This window comes from Amycolatopsis sp. MEPSY49 (genome assembly GCF_051337345.1).
Classification (GTDB): Bacteria; Actinomycetota; Actinomycetes; order Mycobacteriales; family Pseudonocardiaceae; genus Amycolatopsis.
This window is the reverse complement of sequence record NZ_JBDLYJ010000011.1, coordinates 262647-282534: the sequence shown is the minus strand read 5'-3', so window position 1 is coordinate 282534 and position 19888 is coordinate 262647. Positions and strand designations below refer to the sequence as shown.

The 19888-nt window shown below is 72.9% G+C and carries 16 protein-coding genes and 2 pseudogenes; 5 read left to right on the top strand and 13 right to left on the bottom strand.

Annotated elements, in window-relative coordinates; all coding sequences use genetic code 11:
- Positions 1-134: 134 nt before the first annotated feature.
- From ABFJ78_RS38225 to ABFJ78_RS38205, 5 genes are all read right to left on the bottom strand, one after another.
- Entirely contained in the window at positions 135-437 is a 303-nt protein-coding gene (locus tag ABFJ78_RS38225; RefSeq protein ID WP_436392311.1) for an STAS domain-containing protein, read from the bottom strand.
- Entirely contained in the window at positions 434-4510 is a 4077-nt protein-coding gene (locus ABFJ78_RS38220) for a SpoIIE family protein phosphatase (RefSeq protein WP_436392334.1), read from the bottom strand. The genes ABFJ78_RS38225 and ABFJ78_RS38220 overlap by 4 nt, the downstream gene beginning before the upstream one ends.
- 92 nt (positions 4511-4602) lie before the next feature.
- The gene (locus ABFJ78_RS38215) at positions 4603-5007 is read right to left on the bottom strand and encodes an ATP-binding protein (protein WP_436392310.1); all 405 of its coding nucleotides are present in this window, start codon (positions 5005-5007) and stop codon (positions 4603-4605) included.
- Positions 5004-6578: a PP2C family protein-serine/threonine phosphatase gene (locus tag ABFJ78_RS38210; protein WP_436392309.1), complete on the bottom strand. Its 1575-nt coding sequence runs from the start codon at positions 6576-6578 to the stop codon at positions 5004-5006. Before ABFJ78_RS38210 ends, ABFJ78_RS38215 begins: the two co-directional genes overlap by 4 nt.
- Positions 6575-6958, bottom strand: coding sequence for an STAS domain-containing protein (locus ABFJ78_RS38205; RefSeq protein WP_436392308.1), 384 nt, complete (start codon positions 6956-6958; stop codon positions 6575-6577). Before ABFJ78_RS38205 ends, ABFJ78_RS38210 begins: the two co-directional genes overlap by 4 nt.
- A gap of 170 nt (positions 6959-7128) precedes the next feature.
- Between ABFJ78_RS38205 and ABFJ78_RS38200 the strand changes: the two genes are divergently transcribed.
- Positions 7129-7512: an STAS domain-containing protein gene (locus ABFJ78_RS38200; protein ID WP_086683408.1), complete on the top strand. Its 384-nt coding sequence runs from the start codon at positions 7129-7131 to the stop codon at positions 7510-7512.
- Between the two features lie 19 nt (positions 7513-7531).
- Here the strand turns inward: ABFJ78_RS38200 and ABFJ78_RS38195 are convergent, their stop codons facing one another.
- On the bottom strand, positions 7532-8755 hold the full coding sequence (locus tag ABFJ78_RS38195) for a PP2C family protein-serine/threonine phosphatase (RefSeq protein ID WP_436392307.1): 1224 nt from the start codon (positions 8753-8755) through the stop codon (positions 7532-7534).
- A gap of 82 nt (positions 8756-8837) precedes the next feature.
- Here ABFJ78_RS38195 and ABFJ78_RS38190 point away from each other — a divergent pair, with 82 nt between their 5' ends.
- Together ABFJ78_RS38190 and ABFJ78_RS38185 are read left to right on the top strand one after the other, a co-directional pair.
- Positions 8838-9557 carry a histidine phosphatase family protein gene (locus ABFJ78_RS38190; RefSeq protein ID WP_436392306.1) on the top strand — a complete coding sequence of 240 codons (720 nt, stop codon included), beginning with the start codon at positions 8838-8840 and terminating at the stop codon, positions 9555-9557.
- The gene (locus ABFJ78_RS38185) at positions 9535-10404 is read left to right on the top strand and encodes an NAD(P)H-hydrate dehydratase (RefSeq protein WP_436392305.1); all 870 of its coding nucleotides are present in this window, start codon (positions 9535-9537) and stop codon (positions 10402-10404) included. The genes ABFJ78_RS38190 and ABFJ78_RS38185 overlap by 23 nt, the downstream gene beginning before the upstream one ends.
- On the opposite strand, the gene ABFJ78_RS38180 is transcribed toward ABFJ78_RS38185, so the two are convergent.
- From ABFJ78_RS38180 to ABFJ78_RS38165, 4 genes are read right to left on the bottom strand one after another with little or no spacing between them, the layout of a single operon-like run.
- Positions 10382-11128, bottom strand: coding sequence for an SDR family oxidoreductase (locus ABFJ78_RS38180; RefSeq protein ID WP_436392304.1), 747 nt, complete (start codon positions 11126-11128; stop codon positions 10382-10384). The two genes, ABFJ78_RS38185 and ABFJ78_RS38180, sit on opposite strands and share 23 nt — an antisense overlap.
- On the bottom strand, positions 11125-11967 hold the full coding sequence (locus ABFJ78_RS38175) for an oxidoreductase (RefSeq protein WP_436392303.1): 843 nt from the start codon (positions 11965-11967) through the stop codon (positions 11125-11127). The genes ABFJ78_RS38180 and ABFJ78_RS38175 overlap by 4 nt, the downstream gene beginning before the upstream one ends.
- Before the next feature lie 39 nt (positions 11968-12006).
- Positions 12007-12822, bottom strand: a complete 816-nt coding sequence (locus ABFJ78_RS38170) for a helix-turn-helix transcriptional regulator (RefSeq protein WP_436392302.1) — start codon at positions 12820-12822, stop codon at positions 12007-12009.
- 54 nt (positions 12823-12876) lie between these two features.
- Complete coding sequence (locus tag ABFJ78_RS38165) at positions 12877-14445, bottom strand: alkaline phosphatase D family protein (RefSeq protein ID WP_436392301.1); 1569 nt, start codon at positions 14443-14445, stop codon at positions 12877-12879.
- Positions 14446-14580: 135 nt separating this feature from the next.
- Here ABFJ78_RS38165 and ABFJ78_RS38160 point away from each other — a divergent pair, with 135 nt between their 5' ends.
- A complete protein-coding gene (locus tag ABFJ78_RS38160; RefSeq protein ID WP_436392300.1) occupies positions 14581-16806 on the top strand; it encodes an extracellular catalytic domain type 1 short-chain-length polyhydroxyalkanoate depolymerase in 2226 nt (741 codons plus the stop codon).
- Here ABFJ78_RS38160 and ABFJ78_RS38155 read toward each other — a convergent pair.
- The 3 genes and pseudogenes from ABFJ78_RS38155 to ABFJ78_RS38145 all read right to left on the bottom strand — a co-directional run.
- Positions 16803-17021, bottom strand: a pseudogene (locus tag ABFJ78_RS38155) (methylated-DNA--[protein]-cysteine S-methyltransferase); the annotation flags it as partial. The gene ABFJ78_RS38160 and the pseudogene ABFJ78_RS38155 sit on opposite strands and share 4 nt — an antisense overlap.
- A gap of 156 nt (positions 17022-17177) precedes the next feature.
- Positions 17178-17459 (bottom strand): annotated as a pseudogene (locus ABFJ78_RS38150) (methylated-DNA--[protein]-cysteine S-methyltransferase); the annotation flags it as partial.
- Positions 17460-17476: 17 nt separating this feature from the next.
- Positions 17477-18373, bottom strand: a complete 897-nt coding sequence (locus ABFJ78_RS38145; RefSeq protein WP_436392299.1) for a glycoside hydrolase family 16 protein — start codon at positions 18371-18373, stop codon at positions 17477-17479.
- Positions 18374-18695: 322 nt separating this feature from the next.
- Here ABFJ78_RS38145 and ABFJ78_RS38140 point away from each other — a divergent pair, with 322 nt between their 5' ends.
- Complete coding sequence (locus ABFJ78_RS38140; protein ID WP_436392298.1) at positions 18696-19859, top strand: glycoside hydrolase family 64 protein; 1164 nt, start codon at positions 18696-18698, stop codon at positions 19857-19859.
- Positions 19860-19888 lie beyond the last annotated feature (29 nt).

Sequence of the window (19888 nt, the reverse complement as noted above, 5' to 3'; positions counted from 1 at the left end):
CGGTGGCTCCGGCCCGGCGCTCACTGCTGAACGTCGTGGGTTGGGCGCCGGGGCCACCTGGCGACAGCCGGCAGCACAACCCACCCGGCGACCATCGCTGCCGCCTGCTTACCCGGTGGGCGGGTGACCAACCCTCAGCGGATCGTCACTTTCGCGACCTGGGTGAGGCCGGAGACGCGCAGGACGCGGTCGAGCAGGCGGGGCGCGGTCAGCCGCAGCTCGTGGTCGGCCGCCCGGTCGAACAGGGCGGCGATGCCGGCGCTGTCGAGGTACGTCACGCCGGTCAGGTCGACGGTCAGCGCGGCCCCGGCCGCCAGCTCGCGCTCGAGAGCGGCGCCGAACTCCCCGGCGTTGCCCATGTCGATCTCGCCCCGCACGGTCAGGATCCGGTCTCCGTCGTCGCCCACGGAGGCGACCAGCGTGAGTGCCGTGGTCACGAACCGATTCTCCATTCCAGCGTGACGGTGGTGCCGGCCGGGTCGTGCCGGACGGCGACGGCGTCGGCGAGCGCCTCCATCATCGGCATCCCGCGGCCGCGCATCACACGGTTGTCCGGCGGTGGCTGCTTCCAGTGCCCGCGATCGGTCACCGTGACGACCAGGGTCGCGCCGGCGAAATGGGCCGACAGGTGCGCGGTCCCCTCGGCGCCGGGGTAGGCGTGCTCGACGGCGTTCGCGCAGGCCTCGCCCGCGGCGACGAGGATGTCCTGCGCGAGGTCCTCCCCGAGCGAAGCGGTGCCCAGCCACGCGCGCAGCCAGCGGCGGGTCGGGGCGAGGCTGTCGGGGTGCGCCGGGAAGTCCAGCTCCAGCGGCGGCACCGACCGGCGGTACAGCAGCAGCGCGACGTCGTCCTCGTAGCCTTCCGCCGGCCGCAGCCGGCCCATCAGCGTGGCCGCCAGCTCGGCGAGGTCGGCGTCGCGCGCGCCGTGGGCGACCGAGGTGGCCCGGTCGATGCCGTCGTCCAGCGCCTCGCGGCGGCGCTCGACCAGGCCGTCGGTGTAGAGCATCAGCAGCGATCCGACCGGGACGACCGCCGTGGCCTCCGGGCGCTCGGCGGGGACGCGGACCGCGAGCGGCACGCTGCCGCCCGCGTCGAGGAACTCCGCCGAGCCGTCCTGGTGCACCAGCGTGGCGGGCGGGTGGCCGGCGCTGCTGTAGGTGAGCGTGCCGGTGGCGGGGTCGAGGACGCCGCAGAAGACGGTGGTGCACAAGGCACCCGGCAGCCGGTCGGCGAAGCGGTCGAGCGTGGTCAGGGTGTGCGCCGGGCCGTTGGCCTCCAGCAGCAGCGCGCGGCAGGCACTGCGCAGCTGGCCCATCACCGCGGCCGCGGCGAGGCCCCGGCCGACGCAGTCGCCGACGACGATGCCGATCCGGTCGCCCGGCAGCGGGACGACGTCGTACCAGTCGCCGCCCACTTCCAGGGGCGGGTTCGCCGGTTCGTAGCGCACCGCGAAGCCGTCGGGCAGCAGCGCCGGGCCGAGGATCGAGCGCTGCAGGGCGATGGCGACCTCGCGCTGGCGGTCGTCGCGGTGGGCGCGGCGCAGCGCGTGTGCCAGCGTCCCGGCGAGCAACGCCAGCAGCGTCCGGTCCTCGGTGCCGAGCGGGCGGCCGGGGCCGGGCTCCACCCAGAGCGTCAGCCGGCCGCCGGGGTGGTCCAGCGTCGCGCCCGCGCCGCCCTCCGCGGGCGTCGCGTGCAACGCGGGCAGGGATCGGACTTCGCCGAGCTTCGCGCGCAGCGGCGCGGCCAGGTCGGTCCACCGCCGGTCGCCGGCGTCGGTGGACATCAGCCCGGGTTCGCCGTCGGGTGCCCAGGTCACCGCGAGCACGCGCTCGGCCTGCCACAGCTCGCGCAGCAGGTCCAGCGCCGTGCGGAGCACGTCGGGCACCCCGCTGATGCCGGCGAGGCGCTGGTTCATCGCGGCCAGCGCGGTTTCCCGCTGCACGGCGTAGCGCTCGGCCGTGACGTCGCGGATCGTGCCGACGAGCCGGCGGCGGCCCTCGTCGTCGTGCAGCTCGTTGTAGGCGATGGCGGCCCACACCCGGTGCCCGTCGCGGTGCCGCAGCGGCAGCACGAAGCTCCCGGACGGCTCGGTCCGCGACCGGCCCATCGCCTCGGCGACCTGCCGGTGGGCGACCGGGTCGTCGGCCGGGTCCGGCGCCCACGGGAACGGCGGCGAGTACGGCAGCCCGGCCGGACCGAAGCCGATCAGATCGGTGCACGCGGCGTTCATCTCCACGACCCGCCCGTCGGCGTCGCAGACGAAGAAGCCCTCCTGCATCGACTCGATCATCGCCGCGCGCCACCGCGAGTGCTGCGTCCGCAGGCGGGCCAGCCGGATGGTCGTGCGGACGCGGGCGAGCAGCTCGCGCGCGGAGAACGGCTTGACCAGGTAGTCGTCGGCCCCGGCGGCCAGCCCGTCGACGGCGGCCTCCTGCCCGGCGCGGGCGGAGAGCAGCAGCACGGGCACCGCGGCAGTGCGCGGGTCGCGCCGCAGCCGGGCGAGCAGGCCGAGGCCGTCCAGCCGCGGCATCATCACGTCGCTGATGATCAGCTCGGGCGGCTCGGCGGCCGCGGCCGCGAACGCCTCGACGCCGTCGCGGACCGTGGTGACCGCGTAGTCCTCGCGCAGCAGCCGGGCCAGGTAGTCGCGCATGTCGGCGTTGTCGTCGGCGACCAGCACCCGGGCACCCGTGGCCGGGGCCGCCCCGGCGGCGGGTTCGGGATCACCGTCCGGCAGCCAGCGCAGCGCCTCCTGGACGTACGGCTCGACGGTGTCCGCGGCCGGCCCGCCCATCGACGGCGCCGGGGCGACGTGCTCGGCGGGCAGGTGGCGGGTGCCCAGCGGCAGCCTGATCCGGAACGTCGTGCCCGCGCCCGGGGCGCTCTCGGCGGCGACCGTGCCGCCGTGCATGCCGACGAGCTCGCGCACCAGGGCCAGGCCGATCCCGCTGCCCTCGTTCGAGCGCGCCCGCGCCGACGGGATCCGGTGGAACCGCTCGAACAGCCGGGGCAGCTCGGCGGCGTCGATCCCGATGCCGGTGTCGGAGACGGTGACCTCGGCGTGCTCGCCGTCGAGGGCGGTGCGCACCCGGATCTCGCCGTCGAAGGTGTACTTGACCGCGTTGGACAGCAGGTTGAGGACGACCTTCTCCCACATCCCGCGGTCGACGTGCACCGGCGTGCCCAGCGGCGGGCAGCCGACCTCGAACCGCAGCCCGGCCCGCTCGACGGCGGCGCGGAACACGCTCGCCAGCTCAGCGGTGAACGCCGAGAGGTCCACCGGCTCGAAGCGCGCCTGCATCCGGCCGGCTTCGATCCGCGAGAAGTCGAGCAGGTTGTTCACCAGCCGGCCCAGGCGCAGCGCGTTGCGGTGGATGACGGCGACCTCTTCGCGGACGCGCTCGTCCGCGTCTTCGAGGCTCTTTTCCAGCTCGGCCACCGGGCCGAGGATGAGGGTGAGCGGAGTCCGGAACTCGTGGCTGATGTTGGCGAAGAACGTCGTCTTCGCCGCGTCCAGCGCGGCCAGCTCCTCGGCGCGGCGCTGCTGGGCTTGGTAGGCGAGCGCGCCGTCGACCAGCGCCGCCGTCTGCTGGGCGACCAGCCCGAGGAACGTCCGGTAGGACTCGTCGAGCGCCCGCCCGGCGCTCGCCGCCAGCACGATCACGCCGGTGGCCGCGGTGCCGGGGGCGCCGCCCAACGGCAGGACCATCGCCTCGGTGGGCGGGGTGGACCAATCGCCCGAAGGCAGCTCGCCGAAGGTCGTCGTCAGGTCGGAGACCGTCCGCGGGGTGCCGTCGGCGAGCACTTCTTCGAGCGGCCAGCCGCCGGTGTGCCCGGTGCCGCCGGGGGTGACGGCCGCGAGGGCGAGCTCGCCGACGTCCCCGCGCACGTGGATCGCGGAGTACGGGACGTCGGCGCCGGCCCGCCCGAGCACGCCGGCGACCAGCTCGCAGGCCTCGCCGACGGTGCGGGCGATGCCGGCCTGGGCGCCGAGCTCGCGCAGCGTGGCCAGCCGGCGTTCGCCGATCACGCGCTCGGTCGTGTCGGTGACCGCGGTGAACACGGCGCGCACGGTGCCCGCGTCGTCGTGGACCGGGCTGTAGGAGTAGGTCCAGTACGTCTCTTCCCAGTAGCCGTGCCGGTTCATCGGCAGCAGCAGGTCCTCCGACCAGGTCGCCTCGCCGGTGGTCATCACGCTGTCGAGCATCGGGCCGATGATGTGCCAGATCTCGCTCCAGACCAGCGCGCCCGGCTTGTCCAGCGCGGGGTGCTTGGTGCCGAGCAGCGGCAGGTAGGCGTCGTTGTAGAGGAACCGCAGATCCGGGCCCCACCAGACGATCATCGGGAAGCGCGAGGTGAGGCAGATCCGCACGGCCGTCGTCAGGCTCGCCGGCCACTCCGCGGGTTCCCCGAGCGGAGACGACGCCCAGTCGAAGTCCCGCATCCGGGCGGCCATCCGGCTGGTGCCCGGGAAGACGGCCCGCTGGCCGGATTCCTCGCCGACGGTCATCACACTCCCGATCACGCGGCCCCGGGTGAGCCTACCCGCCGGGCGTGGGCTTCGCCGCGCACGCGAAGGCCACACGCCCGGGTGACACGACCTCAGCCGAGCCAGGTCATCGTGACCGTCGTGCCGTCCTCGCGGTGCACCTGCGCGCTCTGGTCGGCGAGGCTGTCGATGAGCAGCAGGCCGCGGCCGCGCAGCCCGTTCGTGTCCTCGGGGGCGCGCCAGGCGCCGTAGTCGGTGACCGTCACCGTCAGCCGGCCGTTCAGCGCTTCGGCGCGGACGTCGACCGGGCCCGGGTCGCCGTCGCGGTAGGCGTGCTCGGCGGAGTTGGCCATCGCTTCGTAGCCGGCCAGGACGACGTCCTCGCGGCGGTCGTCGCTCAGTCCGAGCGTGCCCAGCCAGGCCGCCAGCGCTTCGCGCAGCTCCGGCAACCGGTCGGCCACCGCGGCGATGCGCCGGTGGAACGACGCCGGGGGCGCGGGCGCGAGGGGGTCCGTCATGCTGGGTCCTCTCCGCGGTGGCGCACGTGGATCAGCGCGATGTCGTCGTCGTGCCGGCCGAGGGTCAGCTCGGCGACCAGCTTGTCCCACGCCGTCCCGAGATCGGCCGCGGCGAGCACGGCGGGGATGCCGGCCAGCAGCCATTCCACCCCGAGGGTGAGGTCGCGGGTGCGGCTTTCGACCAGCCCGTCGGTGTAGAGCACCAGATCCGCGCCGGGCGGGAAACCGGTGCTGCGCTGGGGGAACTCGGAACCGACGCCGAGCGGTTGCGCCAGCGCCTCGCCGATCTGCTCCGGACCGCCGTCCGGGCGGACCAGGATGGCCGGCAGGTGACCGGCGTTGGCGTAGGTCAGCGTGCCGTCGGCCGGCCGGTGGACCGCGTAGAAGCAGGTGACGAAGCTTTCGCCGAACAGCCCGCCGGTCAGCTCGGAGACGTTGCGCAGCACCTCCGACGGGGGCAGTTCCAGCAGCGCGTAGCAGCGGACGGCCGTGCGGACCTGGCCCATCACGGTCGCGGCCGTGACGCCGTGGCCGACGACGTCGCCGATGACGAACGCGGTCGCGCCGGACGGGAGCGCGATGACGTCGAACCAGTCGCCGCCCACCTTGCTCCCGGTCGCCGCGGGCAGGTACCGGGTGACGACGTCGAGGCCGGGGGTCGGCGGCGCCACCGGCAGCATGCTGCGCGAAAGCTCCGACGCGAGGTTGCGTTCGCGCTCGTACAGGCGGGCGTTGTCCAGCGCGATGGCCGAGTAGGCGGCGATGCCCTCCGCGAGGTACTCGTGCCGCGCGGTGAACCGCTCCGGCGCGGAGTGGCCGAAGAAGAACCCGCCCAGCACTTCGCCGCTGGTCGGGCTGATCACCGAGACGGCCAGGTAGCTGCACACGGGCAGGTGCCCCGCCGGCATCCCGTGGTACGGCGCGTTCCGCCCGAACCGCGCGTCCTTCGTGATGTCGGGGCTGCGCACGGTGCCTTCGCCGTCGAAGGTCGGCGCGAACACGTCGGTGTTGCGCGGCATGGGAAACCGCTCGAACGCCTCGCGCGGCACGCCCGAAATCGTGTACAGCGTGTAGGACTCGCCGAGCTCGTCGACCAGGTTGTAGAAGAACGCGCCGAACTCGGCGCCGGTCGCTTTCGTGGCCGCGTCGGTGGCGTCCTGGACGATCCGGTCGATGTCCAGCTGCGCGGTCAGCTCGCGGCCGGTGGAGTGCAGCGCGTCGAGCACCGCCGCCTCGCCGCGCAGCTGCCGCACGGTGGCCGCCAGGTGCGCGGTCGCGGCGTCGACCGCGGCGGCGACGGCCGCCGGTGCCCCGGCGACTTCGCCGGTGGTGTGGACCAGAGCGCCCTGGTCGTCGCCGGCGACCGCGACCGCGGCGGTGATCTCGCGGTCCGGCACCAGCCGCGCGAGCAACGCGGGATCGGTCACGGCCACTGCGACGTGGTCGCCGAGCACCGCGCGCGCTTCGGCCGGGTCGAGCGGCCGGACTTCGGTGGGCGCCGGGGAGCCGGAGGCGTCGGCGAAGGCCCGGCGCACGGCGTCGAGCAGTCCGTCGAAGTCCGGGGCGGTCATCCGGCCGCCAGTGCCTCGGCCAGCGACGGGTAGATGGCCAGCTCGTCGGTCAGCCGGGTGAGCTCCAGCGGGCGCAGGGTGATCCGGCCGGTGGCCACCACCCGCAGCGGCGCGGAGACCGTCCGCCCGCGGTGCGCCCGCACCAGCTCGGCCATACCCGCCGAGGCCAGGAAGGTGACGCCGGTCAGGTCGATGACGAGCGCCGCGGGCTCCAGGCGCGCGGCGCGCTCGGCGAGCTGCCGCAGCTTCGGTGCCAGGGCGAGGTCGAGTGCACCGTCGACGCGCAGCACGGCGGTGCCGTCGCGGTGGTCCAGCGCCACCGTGCCCGCTGAGCTGGCGGCGTCCCCGAGTGTGTCCCCGGTCGCGTCCGTTTCGGCCACGCCGTCCATCCTGCCTGGTCCCGGACGGCCCGGAAAGCCGGAGGGGGTCCTGACACGGCGGCGGCCGCCCGGGACGGGCATGATTGACCCTGGTTGAGCAAACAGCCTTCGTGATCACGCGCGCCCGCCGGAAGTTCCGGGGGCGCTGCCGAAGGCGAGGAGAAGACACGATGACGGAGCACATCCACAGTGAGGGCTCGGCCACCGCTGTGCCATTCGGCGAGTTCCGGATCGCCCGAACGGAGCAGGGCGACGCGGTCGTCGTCGAGGTGGCCGGAGATGTGGACACGACCACCGCGCCCGCCCTCGTGCAGGCCGCGGAAGAGGCACTGGCGGCGGCACCGCCGCTGCTGGTGGTCGACTTGACCCGGGTGGAATTCCTCGCCTCACCCGGGCTGACGGCCTTGCTGACCATCCACCGCGACGCCGGCCCCGGCACCGCGGTGCGGATCGTCGCGTCCGGCCGGGCGACCCTGCGCCCGATCCAGCTGACCGGGCTCGAGGACAGCCTCTCGCTGTTCCCGACCCGCGAGGCGGCGCTGACCGCGTCCTGAGGGGCGTCCCGGCCGGGGGTCAGTCGCCGGCCGGGATCGCCTGGCGCTGGATGGCGAGCAGGGCGACGTCGTCCTGGGCCGGCCGGTTGCCGATCATCGCGGCCATCAGCTGCGCGCAGACCCGTTCGGGCTCGCCGGCGCGCAGGCTTTCCGCCAGCTGCCGCATCCCGGCGTCGACCGGCCGATCCCGGCGTTCGACCAGGCCGTCGGTGTAGAACGCGAGCACGCTTTCCGGCGGCAGGTCGAGCACCGTCGTGCGCCGCCGGGGCTCGCCGATGGTCAACCCGATCGGGGGGTCCGGCGGCACGTCCAGCAGCCGGCCCGGTTCGCCGGGCAGCGCCTGGACGGGCGGCAGGTGACCGGCGAGCGACAGGGCGATGCTTTCGCGGCGCGGTCCGACGATCCCGTAGGCGACCGTGGCCATCGCCCCGTGCTCGAAGTGGTTGGCCTTGCGGTCGAGCTTCGCGAGCACCTCGTCGGGGCTTTCGCAGTCGAGGGCGTACGCGCGCAGGGCGCTGCGCAGGCGTCCCATGATCACGGCGGCCTCCAGCCCGTGGCCGGAGACGTCGCCCATCACGATGCCGAGCCGGTCGCCGGGCAGGACGAACAGGTCGTACCAGTCGCCGCCGAGCCCGGTTTCCGCGCCGGGCACGTACCGCGCGCCGAAGGCCAGGCCGGACACCTCCGGCAGGTTGCTGGGCAGCAGGCTGCGCTGCAGCGCCATGGTGGCCGAGCGGTTCTCTTCGAGCGCCTCGACCTGGATCGCCATGGCGAGGCGGTCCGCGAGCAGCTGCATCGTCGCGACTTCGGCTTCGGTGAACTCCCGCGGCGCGACGGACCCGACGTGGAGCACCCCGACGAGTTCGGCCCCCGCGATCATCGGCACGCCGAGCATCGAGCGCAGGCCGCGTTCCCACAGCAGGGAGTTCACGACAGTCGTCTCGTCGATGTGGTCGAGGATGACGGGCTGCCGCTCGAGTGCCACCCGGCCGGCGAACCCGCTGCCGACCGGCACCCGGACGCCCTGGTGGACTTCCTCTTCGATGCCGGCCGCGGCGAAGGCCACGAGCTGGCTGCCGCTGTGCTGGTACCGCAGCACGGTCGCGGTGTCGACCTCCATGACCTCACGCAGGCGCTGCAGGGTCTCGGCTAGCAGCTCGGCCAGCCCCAGGTGTTCGGCGGGTACACCGAGGATCTTCTCCAGCTGCTGCAGCCGGTCGTGGGCGCCGAGACTCCGGGACATGGAAAGACCCTAGCCGGAACTCTTTTTGACGCCTAACCATCCCGGGTTTCGTCGGCGGGTCCGCAGGGGTAACCACCCGGGCGTGAGCGTCGACTTGGACTGGGTGGCCGTACTGCGCCACGGCCAGAGCACGGGGAACGTGGCGAGGGAAGAGGCGGAGTCGGCGGGGGCGGACGTGATCGACATCGCCGAGCGCGACGCCGACGTCCCGCTGACCGACCTGGGCCGCGAGCAGGCGAAGGCCGCGGGGGAGTTCCTGGCCGAGCGGCCGCCGGACCTCGTGGTCACATCGACCTACCGCCGGGCCTGGGACACCGCGCTCCTGGCCACGCCGGACGGCGTCCCGGTCGTCCCCGACGAACGGCTGCGCGACCGCGAGCTCGGCGTGCTGGACCTGCTGACCTCGCACGGCGTCGAGGAGCGGTGGCCCGACGAACTGCGGCGCAAACGGCGGCTGGGCAAGTTCTACTACCGGCCGCCCGGCGGGGAGTCCTGGGCGGACGTCGTGCTGCGGCTGCGCTCCCTGCTGCGCGAGCTGAGCCAGGACCACGGCGGCAAGCGCGTGCTGCTGGCCGCGCACGAGATGACCGTCTTCGCGCTGCGCTACCTGCTCGAAGGGCTGCCGGAGCCCGACCTGCTGCGCGCGGCGAACGCCACCGAAGTCCCGAACGGGTCGGTGACGGCCTGGGAGCGCGACCGCGACGGCGGGTTCACCATGGTGCTGGCCCAGGAGGTCGGCCACCTGCACGCCACCGACACCCCGCCCACGGCGGACGACGATGCCGCCGAACAGCTCTCCTGACCCGGCGCCGATCAGCCCGGCCCTGCTGCGGGAGGAGCGGATCGGCACCGACGACCGCGGCACCGTGCTCGTGCTCGGCGGCGCCCGGACGGTCCCGGGCGCGCCGGCGCTGTCCGGGACGGCCGCCCTGCGCGCCGGCGCCGGCACGCTGCAGCTCGCGGTGAGCGAACGGCACGCGGGCGCGCTCGGCGTGTCGGTGCCCGAGTCGTCGGTGTTCGGGCTGCCGGAAACGGAGTCCGGGGCGATCGGCGGGGACGCCGTCGACCGGCTGGCCGACGTGCTGCCCGGCGCCGGCACCGTCGTGGTCGGCCCCGGGCTCACCGGTGTCGAAGAGACCGAGGACCTGTTGCGGCACTTGGTGCCCGCCATCGCGCCGGACGCCCGCGTGGTGCTCGACGCCTTCGCGCTCGGCGCGCTGAGCCGGGCCCCGGAACTGGCGAAGCCGCTGTCCGGCCGGCTCGTGCTGACGCCGAACCGGACCGAGGCCGCGTTCCTCGACGGCTGCGACGAAGCCGACGTCGACGACCTCGAGACCGCGGTCCGGATCGCCGAGCGCTACGAGGGGGTCGTGCTGCTCTTCGGGGTGGTCGCCGAGCCCGGCGGGCGGACCTGGCGCGACGGCAGCGGCCACATCGGGCTGGCGACGTCCGGCAGCGGCGACGTGCTGGCCGGCCTGACCGGCGGGTTCCTCGCCCGCGGCGCGGACCTCGCCCAGGCCGCCTGCTGGGCGACGCACGTCCACGCCGTCGCGGGGCAGCGGCTGATCCCGGACACCGGCCGCACGGGCCTGCTGGCGCGCGAGCTGGTGGCCGAGATCCCGCGGGTCATCGCCGAACTGGAACGCTGAGCTGGCGCTGAGCGGTCGGCCGCACGATGACCTCGTTGACGTCGACGCCGTCCGGCTGCCCGATCGCGTAGGAGATCGCCCCGGCGATGGTGTCCGGCGGCAGCGTCACCGCGCGGTAGGTCCGCATCGCTTCCCGCGCACCGGCTTCGGTGATGGAATCGGCCAGTTCGGACTCGACGACGCCCGGCGAAACGGTCGTGACGCGGATGCCGGGCTCGGCTTCCAGCCGCAGGCCTTCGGTGATCGCGCGGGCGGCGTACTTCGTGCCGCAGTAGACCGCGGCCGTCGGCACGACCTCGTGCGCGCCGGTCGAGGCGATCGTCACGAAGTGCCCGCCGCCCTGCCGCCGGAAGTGCGGCAGCGCGGCCGCGATCCCGTGCAGCAGGCCGCGGACGTTGACGTCGATCATCCGGTCCCACTCGTCGACGTGCAGGGAGTCCAACCGCGACAACGGCATCACGCCGGCGTTGGCGACGAACACGTCGAGCCGGCCGTGTGCTTCGACGGCGGCGTCGGCGAAGGCGGTGACCTCCGCGCGGTCGGTGACGTCGAGGCGGTGCACGTCGGCGGTGCCGCCGGCGTCGTGGATCTCCTTCGCCAGCGTGGTCAGCCGGTCCTCCCGGCGGGCGCCGAGCACGACGTGGTGACCTTCGCCGGCCAGCCGCAGCGCGGTGGCGTGGCCGATGCCGCTGCTGGCGCCGGTGATCAGGACGGTCTTCTTCACAGGGTTCCCTCCGGGAAGTCGGCGCCGAGGGTGGTCTCGCGCCAGGTGTCGAAAGTGGACTTCAAGCCGGCGAGCCGGGCGGTGGCGATGTCGTAGGCGGCCTTGCCGAGCAGCAGCCGCAGCGGCGGTTCATCGGCGTCGACGGCGGTGAGGATCGCCTCGGCCGCGCGGACCGGGTCGCCGGGCTGCCGGCCGTAGGTGGCGGTGGTCGCCGCGCGGCGCGCGCCGGCCGTCTCGGCGTAGTCGTCGATGCGGATCGCCGACTGCCGCATCGACGGCCCGGACCAGTTGGTGCGGAACGCGGCGGGCTCGACGATCGTCACCTTGATGCCCAGCGGCACCACTTCGGCGGCGAGGGACTCGGAAAGCCCTTCCACGGCGAACTTCGTCGCGTGGTAGTAGCCGGTGGCCCCGAAGGCCGCGAGCCCGCCGAGCGACGACACGTTCACGACGTGCCCGCTCCGCCGGGCGCGCATGCCCGGCAGCGCCGCGCGGGTGACGTCGGCGAGGCCGAACACGTTGGCGTCGAACAGCTTCCGGACCTCGTCGTCCTCGCCTTCCTCGATCGCGGCGAGGTAGCCGTAGCCGGCGTTGTTGACCAGGACGTCGATCCGGCCGAACGCGCTTTCGGCTCGCTTGACCGCGTCGGTGACCTGCGCGTGGTCGGTGACGTCGAGCGGGAGGGCGAGCGCGCGGTCGCCGTGCTCCGCGACGAGATCGGCGACGCTCGCCGGGTCGCGGGCGGTGACGACGGCGCGCAGTCCGCGGCCGAGCACGGCTTCGGCCAGTGCGCGGCCGAGGCCGGTGGAGCAGCCGGTGATGAACCAGTTTTCGGGCACGACGAAGTACTCCGTCCGTTGTGGAAATGACAGAAGGGTTCAGGAAGCGGCGAGGCTGCCGAGCAGGGCGAGCGCGGCTGCCGAGGAACTGCCGGGCTCGGCCTGGTACACGACGAGCTGCTGGCCGGGCGCGCTGTTCACGGTCAGCGCCTCGTAGCTGAGCGTCAGCTCGCCGACCTGCGGGTGGTGGAAGCGCTTGGTTTCGTGCGTCTTCTGCCGGATGTCGTGGCGGGCCCACAGCCGGCGGAAGTCCGCGCTCTTGACCGACAGCTCACCGACCGTCTCGATGAGCCGCGGATCGTCCGGGTCGATCCCGGCGGCCACCCGCAGGCCGCCGACGGTGTTGACCGCGACGCGCTCCCAGTCCGGGTAGAACTCGCGCGCGTCCGGGTCCAGGAACACCAGCCGGACGAGGTCGTCGCTGTGGGTGTGCCCGGCGAACAGCGCCTCGCCCAGCGCGTTGTGCGCGAGCACCTCGAGGCAGCGGCCGAGGACCAGCGCGGGCGTGTCCGGCCAGCCGTCCATCAGGCGCAGGAGGTTCGGGCTGACCTGCTCCCGCCGGCGCGGCCGGCGGCGTTTCGGCGCCGGCCGGGCCAGCCGGTGCAGGTGCGCGGTGGCGTCCTCGTCGAGGGCCAGCCCGTGCGCCAGCGCGTCGAGGACCTGCGGCGACGGGTTGCGCTCCCGGCCCTGTTCGAGCCGGACGTAGTAGTCGGTGCTGACCCCGGCGAGCACCGCCACCTCCTCGCGGCGCAGGCCCGCCACCCGGCGCGACCCGCCCGCGGGCAGGCCGAGCTCCTCGGGTCCCACCTGTTCGCGGCGGGCCCGGAGGAACTCCCCGAGTGCGTTTTCAGCCATGCACCGAGGCTAACTCCGATCACCGCTGCCTGGGTGGCCGCGCCGCACCCACCCTCACGCTCCCGTGAGCCGGATCGGCTGCCCGTCCTGGTCCGGCCGCAGCAGCGTCGCCGTGGCTTCCCGGCCGTCGACGTCGAGCGTCATCACGGCGTTCCCGAAGTGCGGTCCCGACACACAGCTCCAGGTCAGCGGCGCGGGCGGGACGCCGACGCGGCGCGCCAGCCCCTCGCTCAGCCGGGTCAGCCCGCGCGCCCAGCCGGCGCGGAACAGCCGGTTCATGTACCAGGGGACGGTGTTGTGCACCGGCGAGCAGGTCAGCTGGTGCACCGGCGCCCCCGGGAGGTCGGCGCGCGCGACGTACGCGTGGTGGACGTCGCCCGAGAGCACGCTCACCGACGCCGGGCCGTCGTCCGCGACCCGGGCGATCAGCCGGGTCAGCCGGTCGAACGAGTCGCGGAACGCCGGCCAGTGCTCGAGGTCGGCGAGCTGCCGGAGCCACTCCGACACGCGCCCGACGAGCCCCGGCCGCGCGCAGAGCCGCTCGTTGACCGACTGCGCGGCCGACAGCGCGGTCGGCATCAGCCACGGCAGGGACGTGCCGATCAGCAGGTGGTCGAAGTCGCCGTCGCTCTGCTCCTCGATCCAGCGGAACTCCTCCTCGCCGACCATCGAGCGCTCGCCGCCGCCGAGGATCCGCCCGGCGCGCGAGTCGATGACCAGCAGCCGGACCGGGCCGAAGTCGCGCCGGTAGGACCACCGGGTGCCCTTGGCGCCGTCGGCCTCGCGGTCGGCCCGGTCGGCGAACTCGCGTAGCAGCTCCGCGTTGTCCACACCCGACTTCGTCACCTGCCGGAACAGCTCGTCCTCGGCCAGCTCGCGGGGTCCGAGGTTGCCCAGGTGCTGGTAGACCCAGTAGGACACGAGCGCCCCGCGGATCCGCTCCGGCCACCACGACTCGCGCGCCATCTGCTCGCGCCACGCCTGCGAGGTGTTCCAGTCGTCGCGGACGTCGTGGTCGTCGAAGATCATCGACGTCGGCACGGTGGACAGCAGCCAGCGCACCGACGGCTCGCACCAGGCCTCGAAGTAGAGGTGGCAGTACTCCTCGAAGTCGGCGACCTCCTTGCCGGGCGGCTGTTTCGGGTCGCGCCGGGTGGCGAGCCACTCCTGCGTCGCGTCGGTGGTTTCGTCGGCGTAGACCTGATCGCCCAGCAGGAGCAGCGATTCCGGCCATTCGGCCTCGTCGAGCCCGGCCATCCGGTGGGCGTAGGCGGCGAGCGCGTCCGGGCCGAGCGCGTCCTGCTCCCGCGGCTTTCGGCACGATCCGAACACCAGCCGGAACCGCGGATCGCCCGGGGCCAGCGTCCGGACCCGGCTGGGCGGCAGGTCACTGTCCGGCTCGGGCCAGACGAGCTCGCCGTCGAGCCGGACCTCGTACGGCGTGCTGCGCCCCGGCGCCAGCCCGGTGAGCACGACCAGCGCGTAGTGGTGTCCGGACACCTCGAACGTCCGAGCCGCCGCTTCGGCGACCCGGACTTCGCACGGCCGGTCCGTCTCGACCCAGATCGTCGCCGAGGTGGCGTCGACGTGTCTCAGCAGCGGTCCCAGGAGCAGCTCCGTCATGCCCGGATCCTCGCAGCAGCAAGCCAAGCCGGCAGTTCGAAAGGTCCCGAAACTTTCCGAAAATCGTTGACCGGTCGCCGGTGCGAACGAACGATCGTCGCAGCTGCGCCCTGCTCCCGGAAAGGATTGACTCGAGTGCGAAGACTCTTCACCGCCCTCCTCGCCGCGGTGCTGTCGATCGCCGCCGCGATCGTCCTGGTGGTCACGGCGCAGCCCGCGTCGGCGGCCACGCTGACCCGCGTGACCGGCTTCGGCACCAACCCCAGCAACCTGAACATGTACGCCTACGTCCCGGACCACGTCGCCGCCAAGCCGGCGCTGCTGGTCGCCATCCACTACTGCACCGGCTCGGCGTCGGCGGTGTTCAACGGCTACGCGCGCGACTACGTCACCGCGGCCGACCAGTACGGGTACGTCATCGTCTTCCCGGAAGCCACGCGCAGCGGGCAGTGCTTCGACGTCTCCTCGCCGCAGGCGCTGACCCGCGGCGGCGGCAGCGACCCGGTCGGCATCCTGTCGATGGTCGACTACGCCAAGGCGCACTACAACGTCGACCCCGCGCGCGTGTTCGTCACCGGGTTCTCCTCCGGCGCGATGATGACGAACGTCCTCGCCGCGGAGTACCCGGACGTCTTCGCCGCCGGCTCGGCGTTCATGGGCGTGCCCGCGGGCTGCTTCGCCACCACCGACGGGTCGAGCTGGAACAGCCAGTGCTCGGGCGGCCAGCTGATCAAGACCGCGCAGCAGTGGGGTGACCAGGCCCGGCAGATGAGCGGCGGGCGCAGCGGCCCGTACCCGCGGATGCAGCTGTGGCACGGCACTGCCGACGACACCCTGCGCTACCCGAACTTCGGGGAAGAGATCAAGCAGTGGACGAACCTGCGCGGGGTGAGCCAGACGCCGTCGTCGACCGACGCGCCGCAGTCCGGCTGGACGCGCACCCGCTACGGCGGCACCGGCGTGCAGGCGCCGGTCGAGGGGATCAGCGTCCAGGGCGTGGGGCATTCGCTGCCGCAGAACGGGATGGTGGCGTACGCGATCAAGTTCCTCGGCCTGGACAGCGGTTCGACCACGACCACCACGACGTCGCCCGGCCCGTCCGGCGGCACCACGCTGGGCAGTGCGGCGAGCGGGACCGGACGCTACTTCGGCACCGCGGTCTCGGCGAGCAAGCTCTCGGACAGCGGCTACACCGGCATCCTGAGCCGCGAGTTCTCCATGATCACCCCGGAGAACGAGATGAAGATGGACGCCACCGAGCCTTCGCAGAACCAGTTCTCCTACGGCAACGCCGACCGGATCGTCGCCCAGGCGGCGAGCCAGGGCGCCCGGATGCGCGGGCACACCCTCGCCTGGTATTCGCAGCAGCCCGGCTGGATGCAGAGCATGGAGGGGTCTGCGCTGCGGTCGGCGATGCTGAACCACGTCACCCAGGTCGCGAGCCACTACCAGGGCAAGATCTACGCCTGGGACGTCGTCAACGAAGCCTTCGCGGACGGCAGTTCGGGTGCCCGGCGTGATTCGAACCTGCAGCGCACCGGCGACGACTGGATCGAGGCGGCGTTCCGCGCCGCGCGGGCGGCCGACCCGGGCGCGAAGCTCTGCTACAACGACTACAACACCGACGACTGGAACCAGGCGAAGACGCAGGCCGTCTATCGGATGGTCCAGGACTTCAAGTCCCGCGGCGTGCCGATCGACTGCGTCGGCTTCCAGTCGCACTTCAACCCCAACAGCCCGGTGCCGTCGAACTACCGGACCACGCTGCAGAACTTCGCGAACCTCGGCGTGGACGTGCAGATCACCGAGCTGGACATCGAGGGGTCGGGTACGGCGCAGGCGAACAACTACCGGACCGTCACTCAGGCCTGCCTCGCGGTGGCGCGCTGCACCGGGATGACGGTGTGGGGCATCCGCGACACGGACTCGTGGCGGGCGTCGGCCACGCCGCTGCTGTTCGACGGCAACGGCCAGAAGAAGGCGGCCTACACCGCCGTGCTCGACGCGCTGACCGGCGGTACGACTCCGACGCCGACCACCACGCCGACGACGCCGACCACCCCCACCACCACGACCACCACCCCGACGCCGGGTGGCTGCACCGGCACCTACGCCAAGACGGCGGAGTGGAACGTCGGCTTCAACGGCCAGGTGACGGTGACCGGGTCGAACACCTGGGTCCTCACCATCACCTTCCACGCGCCGCAGAAGGTCATCGGCAGCTGGAACTACACCGGGACCTGGGACAGCACCGGGTACGTGCTGACCGCGCGGCCCAACGGCAGCGGCAACGTCATCGGGTTCACCGTCGAGCACGGCGGGAACCTGACGGCACCCACCGTGACCTGTTCGGCGGGCTAGAACAACCGGCCGACCTCGTCCGCGGGCGGTTCCTCGAGGCTCAGCAGGAACCGCTTGCGGGCGAGGCCGCCGGCGTACCCGGTCAGGCCGCCGCTGGTGCCGACCACGCGGTGGCAGGGCACGATGACGCTGATCGGGTTCCAGCCGTTGGCGTTCCCGACGGCCTGCGCGGCGCCGGGGTCGCCCAGCTCGGCGGCCAGCTGCCCGTNGAACCGCTTGCGGGCGAGGCCGCCGGCGTACCCGGTCAGGCCGCCGCTGGTGCCGACCACGCGGTGGCAGGGCACGATGACGCTGATCGGGTTCCAGCCGTTGGCGTTCCCGACGGCCTGCGCGGCGCCGGGGTCGCCCAGCTCGGCGGCCAGCTGCCCGTACGTGCGGGTTTCGCCGTACGGGATCTTCGTCAGCAGCGCCCAGACCTGCTTCTCGAACGCCGAGCCGCGCGGCGCGAGTTCGAGGTCGAACTCGCGCCGCGTGCCGGCGAAGTACTCGCCGAGCTGGGTTTTCGCGGCTTCGAAGCCGTCGTCGTCGCGGGGCCCGAGGTCGGTGAGGCGGGGCGTCCGGAGGTGGCCGTCGAAGTAGAGCCCGGCCAGCGCCTCGCCGTCGCCGACGAGGGTCAGCGGTCCGATCGGTGACGCGATGACGGCGTGCTTCATGGCGCCCAGCCTACGGGTCAGCCGTCGCTGACCTTCACCGAGAGCGAGTCGACGCTCATCTCGGCGCCGGGCGTGATGTCCGCACCGGGGGAGGTGCAGCCGCAGACCTTGTTCGGGTAGGAGCCGCCGATCGCGACGTCGAAGATGACGAAGAAGCCGTGGTCGACGGCGGCCTTCCAGGTCGCGTCCGACACCTGGTTCTGCTTGACCGAGAACGTCTGGTTGCCGTCCAGGGAGAAGCGCAGTTCCTCGGCGGCGGCGTCGCGGCGGTCCACGACGACGGAGTAGGTGTGGTAGCCGTCCTGGCAGCCGGCGCAGTCCTGGAGGTCGCTGGTGATGCCGTCCGGGTCGTGGCACTCGCCCTGCCACTGTCCACAGTGGAAAGTGGTGGAGTGCTTGCTCAGGGCGTTGACGTCTTCCATGATGTCCAGCTCGCCGATGCTCGGCCAGTTCGTCGCGCCGACCGGGCGGGCGTCGGCGCCCATCGCCCAGAACGCCGGCCAGTAGCCGAGGCCGTGTTCGGGGGAGGGCTGCTTGAGCGTCGCGCTGATCTCCAGCTGACCGCCCGCGGGGGCCGCGAAGTCGGTGCGCTGCGTTTCGATCCGGCCGGACGTCCACTGGCCGTTCGCGTCGCGCAGCGGCTTGATCGCCAAGTGGCCCTGACCGTCGTGGTGGACGTTTTCGGTCGAGTTCGTGGCGGTCTCGATTTCGCCGGTGCCCCAGTTCGCCGCGCCGCCGGGGTAGCCGGTTCCGGTGTCGTAGAGCCAGTCCTGGGTGTTCAGGCCGGTGCCGGCGGCGCCGTCGAAGTCGTCCTGGAAAACGGTGGTCCAGCCGGCTTCGGCGTGGGCCGGGGCGGCGGTGAGGGCGAAGGACAACGTTGCCAAGAGGGCAACCAGCCGCTTGGTGGTGCGCATGGGTTCTCGCTTCCTTGGGGGAATCCGGTCGTCCACGACCTGCGAGGCCGTCCACTTTCGCCGCCGGTCCGCGGTGGCGTCAAGGGATGTGCCCGGAAGTACCCGGTACGCGGTACCCGCGGGCAGTCCCGGCGGAGTCCGGTTTGGAATTTCCCGCTCCGGGGAAACGCGCGCCGGGTGCGGCGGTGGTCTGGACCTTCTTTCGAAGGGTTGCCAGGTAACGAAATCGTGGTCATAGTTTGTTGGCGTCCACAACGAATCCTGCGAACCGCCCTCGGATGTCCTTTCTGGACTCCGCCGTCTCCTCACCGTGGAGGACACCATGATCTCCCGTCGCTCGTTCCTCGGTCTCACGGCCGCGACGCTCGCCACCGCGGTACCTCTCGCGCGGGCCGCGTCCGCCGCGACGCCGGACACGTTCGGCCTGAAGCTGGTGAACGATTCCGGCTCCGGAACCGTGTACGCGTACGTGACCGGCACGTCCCCGGACGGCCGGCTCGTGCTGCTGCGCGCGGACGGAACGCCGTACTACCCGGCGTCGCCGTCGGCCCCGACGACCCCGCTGCCGGAGGACTGCGCCATCCCGATGGCCTCGGGAGCGCAGGTGTCGGTGCCGAAGATGGGCGGGGCGCGCATCTACGTCGTGACGGACGCGAAGCTGGACTTCTTCCTCGACCCGGGGCCGAACCTGGTGCACCCGAGCTTCCTGAACTCCGGCGACCCGAACTACGGCAAGAACTGGTCGTTCAGCGAGTTCACGTTCAACGACACGCAGCTGTTCGCGAACATCAGCTACGTCGACTTCGTGGGCATCCCGATGGGCCTGTCACTGGCTTCGGGGTCCGGCACGGCGACGGTCAACGGACTCCCGGCGGGCGCGCTGGACCAGATCGCTTCGTCGCTCTCCTCGTTGGGCGGTGAGTGGGCGGGCCTGGTGCAGACGGGCGGCGGCGGCACCTTGCGCGTGCTGTCACCGCACCACCACGCGGCGCAGTTCGGCGGCTACCTCGACGGTTACATCGACCAGGTGTGGCAGAAGTACGCGGGCACCGACCTGGTCGTCGACTCGCAGAACCCGGGCCTGGGGAAGTTCACCGGCCGCGTTTCGGGCGACCAGCTGGTGTTCGGGTCGGAATCGTTCGCGAAGCCGTCGACGGCGGACGTGTGGAGCTGCGACAGCGGCCCGTTCGCCCTGGCGGCGGGCGCGAGCGACGCGCGCAAGGCGATCGTCCCCCGCCTGGCGGCGGCGTTGAACCGCACGACGTTGCTGGACAACCCGAACCAGCCGACGGACGAGGACCCTTCTCGCTTCTACGGGGGCGACGCAACGAACCACTACGCGCGGATCGTCCACTCGAAACTGCCGGACAACCGGGGGTACGCGTTCCCGTACGACGACGTGAGCCCGGGCCCGGACTTCAGCGGAGCGGTCTTCGCGGGCGACCCGCAGGTGCTGACGATCACGATCAACGCGGCCCACGGCTGAGGCGCTGCGAAAACTGTCGGTGGTGACGG

Coding starts and splice junctions, on each gene's coding strand:
- ABFJ78_RS38220 (WP_436392334.1), bottom strand. CDS start 4,510: ATGACCGTCGGCGAGGAATCCGGCCAGCGGGCCGTCTTCCCGGGCACC.
- ABFJ78_RS38195 (WP_436392307.1), bottom strand. CDS start 8,755: ATGTCCCGGAGTCTCGGCGCCCACGACCGGCTGCAGCAGCTGGAGAAG.
- ABFJ78_RS38185 (WP_436392305.1), top strand. CDS start 9,535: ATGCCGCCGAACAGCTCTCCTGACCCGGCGCCGATCAGCCCGGCCCTG.
- ABFJ78_RS38140 (WP_436392298.1), top strand. CDS start 18,696: ATGATCTCCCGTCGCTCGTTCCTCGGTCTCACGGCCGCGACGCTCGCC.
- ABFJ78_RS38200 (WP_086683408.1), top strand. CDS start 7,129: ATGACGGAGCACATCCACAGTGAGGGCTCGGCCACCGCTGTGCCATTC.
- ABFJ78_RS38210 (WP_436392309.1), bottom strand. CDS start 6,578: ATGACCGCCCCGGACTTCGACGGACTGCTCGACGCCGTGCGCCGGGCC.
- ABFJ78_RS38170 (WP_436392302.1), bottom strand. CDS start 12,822: ATGGCTGAAAACGCACTCGGGGAGTTCCTCCGGGCCCGCCGCGAACAG.
- ABFJ78_RS38215 (WP_436392310.1), bottom strand. CDS start 5,007: ATGACGGACCCCCTCGCGCCCGCGCCCCCGGCGTCGTTCCACCGGCGC.
- ABFJ78_RS38145 (WP_436392299.1), bottom strand. CDS start 18,373: ATGCGCACCACCAAGCGGCTGGTTGCCCTCTTGGCAACGTTGTCCTTC.
- ABFJ78_RS38165 (WP_436392301.1), bottom strand. CDS start 14,445: ATGACGGAGCTGCTCCTGGGACCGCTGCTGAGACACGTCGACGCCACC.